General features: G+C 61.5%; 8 protein-coding genes. All 8 read left to right on the forward strand.

Annotation, left to right across the window (positions count from 1 at the left end; translation table 11 throughout):
• Positions 1-174: 174 nt before the first annotated feature.
• A complete protein-coding gene (locus Q8P46_12575; protein MDP2620988.1) occupies positions 175-420 on the forward strand; it encodes a hypothetical protein in 246 nt (81 codons plus the stop codon).
• Entirely contained in the window at positions 420-641 is a 222-nt protein-coding gene (locus Q8P46_12580; GenBank protein MDP2620989.1) for a hypothetical protein, read from the forward strand. The genes Q8P46_12575 and Q8P46_12580 overlap by 1 nt, the downstream gene beginning before the upstream one ends.
• Before the next feature lie 16 nt (positions 642-657).
• Positions 658-996: a hypothetical protein gene (locus Q8P46_12585; protein ID MDP2620990.1), complete on the forward strand. Its 339-nt coding sequence runs from the start codon at positions 658-660 to the stop codon at positions 994-996.
• Positions 997-1,036: 40 nt separating this feature from the next.
• Positions 1,037-1,270 (forward strand): hypothetical protein, encoded by a 234-nt coding sequence (locus Q8P46_12590; GenBank protein ID MDP2620991.1) that lies wholly within the window; start codon positions 1,037-1,039, stop codon positions 1,268-1,270.
• 5 nt (positions 1,271-1,275) lie between these two features.
• Positions 1,276-1,596 (forward strand): hypothetical protein, encoded by a 321-nt coding sequence (locus Q8P46_12595; protein ID MDP2620992.1) that lies wholly within the window; start codon positions 1,276-1,278, stop codon positions 1,594-1,596.
• Between the two features lie 50 nt (positions 1,597-1,646).
• The gene (locus Q8P46_12600; GenBank protein MDP2620993.1) at positions 1,647-2,195 is read left to right on the forward strand and encodes a hypothetical protein; all 549 of its coding nucleotides are present in this window, start codon (positions 1,647-1,649) and stop codon (positions 2,193-2,195) included.
• 1 nt (position 2,196) lies between these two features.
• The gene (locus Q8P46_12605) at positions 2,197-2,637 is read left to right on the forward strand and encodes a hypothetical protein (protein MDP2620994.1); all 441 of its coding nucleotides are present in this window, start codon (positions 2,197-2,199) and stop codon (positions 2,635-2,637) included.
• A partial coding sequence (locus tag Q8P46_12610) for a phage terminase large subunit (GenBank protein MDP2620995.1) occupies positions 2,615-4,077 on the forward strand: 1,463 nt, incomplete at its 3' end. The genes Q8P46_12605 and Q8P46_12610, both read left to right, overlap by 23 nt.

Genomic DNA, 4,077 nt, shown 5'->3' on the forward strand with positions numbered 1-4,077 from the left:
GGAAAACTTAGCCCGCTTCCTCTCCTCTACGCACGCACGAAATTACCAAAAGTTGCGCCCGAAACGCCAGAACTTTGGCAATTTCGTGCTTGGAACGCCGAAACGGCGTTGATTGCCGCTCCTATCTCGGCCATAATGACAGGCATGAACCCCACCCATAGCGGAGGCCGACCCGTGAGACCACTAGTTGTAGTGTTCGCGTGCCTGTTCGCCGTCATAGTGCTGGCCGGATGCGTCGTCGTCCGGCCCGCCGACGCGGCGCTGATCGATTCGACGGCCGCGAATGCGCGGGCCTACGCTGCCGCCATCGCCGAGCATGAGGACGTACCCGCTGGCGTGCGGGGCTGGATCGATGAGGATGCGGTCCAGTGGTCTTCATTCGCGGATTGGGCCAACGGCCGCAAGCCGGGAGGTGAGTAGTGGACGATTCCCTCCCGTACCTCGACGCCGACGGCCAGCGCATCGGCATCGGTGACACTGTAACGGTGACGTGCGAAGTGGTCGCGCTGGGCGCGCCGCACGCCGCACTCAAGCAGCTGGAGTTCCAGATCGTGCGGCCGGCGAATTACGACGGCTTCGTGCCGTGCTTCGTCTGCGAGCCGGTCCTGGTGCGAAAGGTGGAGGTGAGCGGCGATGAGTGACATTCCCGACGCCGTCATGGCGAAGATCAACGAGTTGACGGCCGAGCTCCCCGCCGCGTTTCGCCAGATTGTCCCGACCTATGCGCCCGCCGTGTGGCGCATCGCGCAGGATCAGGGCATGGACAACCTCAAGGCGTTGTATGAGAAATTGAGCGGCAAGAGCGCGCCGTCGATCCTCGACACGCTGCACTCCAGCATGTCGGCCGAGGAGTTGGAAGCCGAGAAGGCGCTGCTGACGCCGATGATGGAGCAGATGGCACAGGACAGCTACGACGCCCGGCAGGTCGGCAGGCAGATCATGGAGGCCATCGGCAAGGCGGCGATTAGCGTCGCTTTGGCCGCGTTGACCTTTTGAGGTCGCCACCACTGCAATCACTCTACGAGGACTGCTACACATGAACATCGACACGATCAAGGCGTTTCTCACCGGCCCGGTTTGCACCGGGTTTCTCGCCCGTCTGGTGATGAAGCTGGCGATTGCGGCGGGCGCGGTCGGCTACGCAGCCGACGATGCGAACAAGGCCGCGCTGGCCGTAATGACCATTGTGGCGTTCGGCATCGAGCTGTGGCAGTCACACCAGAACCAGAAGCGGGCGCTGGCCACGCCGGTGCCGACCCAAGAAGGATGAGATGTATGAAACCTTCTCCGGTTGACCCCGAAACACACGCTCGGGCGATGGAATTATTGACCTACCTGGGTCTGTGGTCTGAAACCGACGTAGACCATCTCTCCGCCGATATGGGTATTGCCCGCGCCGAGATTCGCCGCCTAGTGCGGTACCTCGCCGATGAGCGGCAGCCCCATGGCGGTTTCGACATAGCGAGTCGGCAGGACAAGGATTATCGTTCGCTGTGGGTACTGCCGCTTGGATGGCCGAAGATTAAGCGCACCGCACTACGTTGGTGGGACGCGCAACAGAATCAGCAGAGCCAACAGTCCGTAGCTGTAGCGTAGGACGTTTTACACTTGCCGCCCGGTAAGGGCCGCACTGGAGATCACCACTCATGCTATCTGCCCGTGATTTCACGACACTGTTTGGGACCGACATCACTTCCGGCGCGGTGTTGGCCGTACCGGCGACCACGTTAACCAGACCGGCCAAAACATCGGCGACCGAGCCGAACGGCGTGGTGTCGATGGAGCACCGCCACGGATCGCGGCTGGTCCACGAGCGGGCCAACTTCGTTTTTTGGGGCGCTGCGGACGGCGGAACCGCCACATACAACATCATCGGCTGGAATCACCTTGACGACACCGGCTGGGTGCCGTACCTGCTGCTGACCGGCGCGTTGACGGTATCGACGTATGCGGGCGTGGCGGGTTTGGCGTTTGATGCGACCGATTTGGCGGTTGACACGGTGACGGCGACGGCGGGCCTGTTGTTCAGCGCGTCGAAATACACGGTGTACAGCCCGGCGAACAACACGCCGGCGGTTGTCAGCATCGATAACGCGCTGGGCTCGCGAATCATTCAGGTCCAGTTGAAGGAGGGCACGGCGACGAAGATCAACGGTGCCGTGCAGGTGTACACCGAAGCAGATGGGAGGATTTGACATGCCGGCAAGTACCTATGATCCGGCCCTTGTGGACCGCATTTGTAACCGTATTTCGGAAGGCGCAACGGTCAAAGAGGCTTGTACCGCCGAGGGCACGTCGCGCGAAGTGTTTCGAGAATGGCGGAGACGCGCCACAGACGCCGGCCGATACGCGCTCAATGCGTACATGATCGCCCGAGAAGAGCGCGCGACGGTGATGGTGGACGACATGCTCGACGTGGCCGAGCGGTGTGAGCGCGGAGAGATTGACGCGCAGGCCGCCCGCGTGAAGATCGATACGATGAAGTGGGTGATTGCCCGCATGAACCGGCTAGACTGGGGCGACAAGACTTCGCATGAGCACAGCGGGCCGGACGGCGGGGGTATTCAGGTCATCATTGAACCGGCAACGTCGGCCGATGGGGAATCAACGGACGATGGCGATCAGGAAGATCGGTGAGGTTCGGCATCGCGCTCTGCCCAAGCAGCTTCAGTTCCTCAAGGCCGAGGAGCGCGAAGTCCTTTACAGCGGGGCGTTCGCGGCTGGCAAGTCTCGTGCTGTGTGCCTCCGGCTGGTTCTCCGCGCCAGCGTTCCCGGCGCGCGTGAAGGTTTGTGCCGCAAGCACCTGGTGACGCTGAAAGCGACGACGCTCAAGACGTTGCTGGAGCCGGACGGTGATTTGCCGCCGGTGCTGCCGCCTGGTCACTACACGCACAACAAATCGGATAAGGTCATTCGCCTGCGCAAGGGAGGCGAGATTCAATATTTTGGTTTGGACGATGCCGCGAAGATCGGCTCCTATAACCTCTCCGGTTGTGCGGTGGATGAGGCGGTGGAATTGCTGGAGGAGGATTGGACGCAGTTGCGCGGCCGGTGCCGCGTGCGGGTGAAGGGGTTGAAGAACCAGCTTTACGGGGCGTGTAATCCGGGTCCGCCGTCGCACTGGTTGGGCGTGCGGTTTGGTTTGGTGCCGGATTCGGTGTGTGCTCCTAACTGCCGGGCGATCCAGACCAAATCCGTCGATAACATCTTCCTTCGGCCGAGCTATCTGGCCGACTTAGCCACGTTCACGGGCGTGGCGAAACTGCGTTACGTGGACGGTCTGTGGGTGGGGTCGGACCAGTTGGTCTATCCCGATTGGCTGCGGTCGGTGCATTTTAAGGAGCGTAAGGCGCAATGGGTGCGCGTCGTGATCGGTTGCGACGTAGGCTATAACCATCCGACGGCGATGGAAGTCGTGGGGTTGGATGGTGAGGACCGCGCCCATGTCATCGAGGAATGGGTCGAGCGGCGGAAGGTCGAGGCGGAGATCATTGAGGCGGCGTCACAGTTGGTTTATCGATACCACGACTCCGGGGTCACAATTTACATCGATCCGTCGGCGGCGATGCTTCGCGCGTCGATGCAAGAGGCGGGCTTGCCGGTCGAACCGGCGGACAACGACGTAAAGGGTGGGATTCAGGCGGTGCGCGACCGTCTGGCGATGAATGCGGCGGGCATTCCACGGTTGACGGTCTCGCCGACCTGTGAAAAGCTGGCGTTGGGTATGGAGTCGTATGAGCATCGCCGGGATAGAGCCACAGGCGCGATGATGGACGAGGTGGTAAAGGCGAACGACGATGAGTGTCTTGCGGCTGGTACGCTTATAACGACATCGCGCGGAGAGGTTTCCATTGAGAGTGTCGCGGTTGGCGATATGGCGTGGACGCGCGGCGGATGGCGTGCGGTGGAGGGTGGAAGGCTTACCAAGCGGCAGGCGGTCACTCTCGTGGTTACGCTATCCGATGGTCGCAAGCTTCAAGGCACGCCGACACACAAGGTTTGGGTGGATTCTTTCGGCTGGAAACCATTGAAAGACCTGACGCCTTGCGATATGCTGTGTGTATGGCCAGAAACGAA

The sequence above is a fragment of the Hyphomicrobiales bacterium genome (assembly GCA_030688605.1).
GTDB lineage: Bacteria > Pseudomonadota > Alphaproteobacteria > Rhizobiales > NORP267 > JAUYJB01.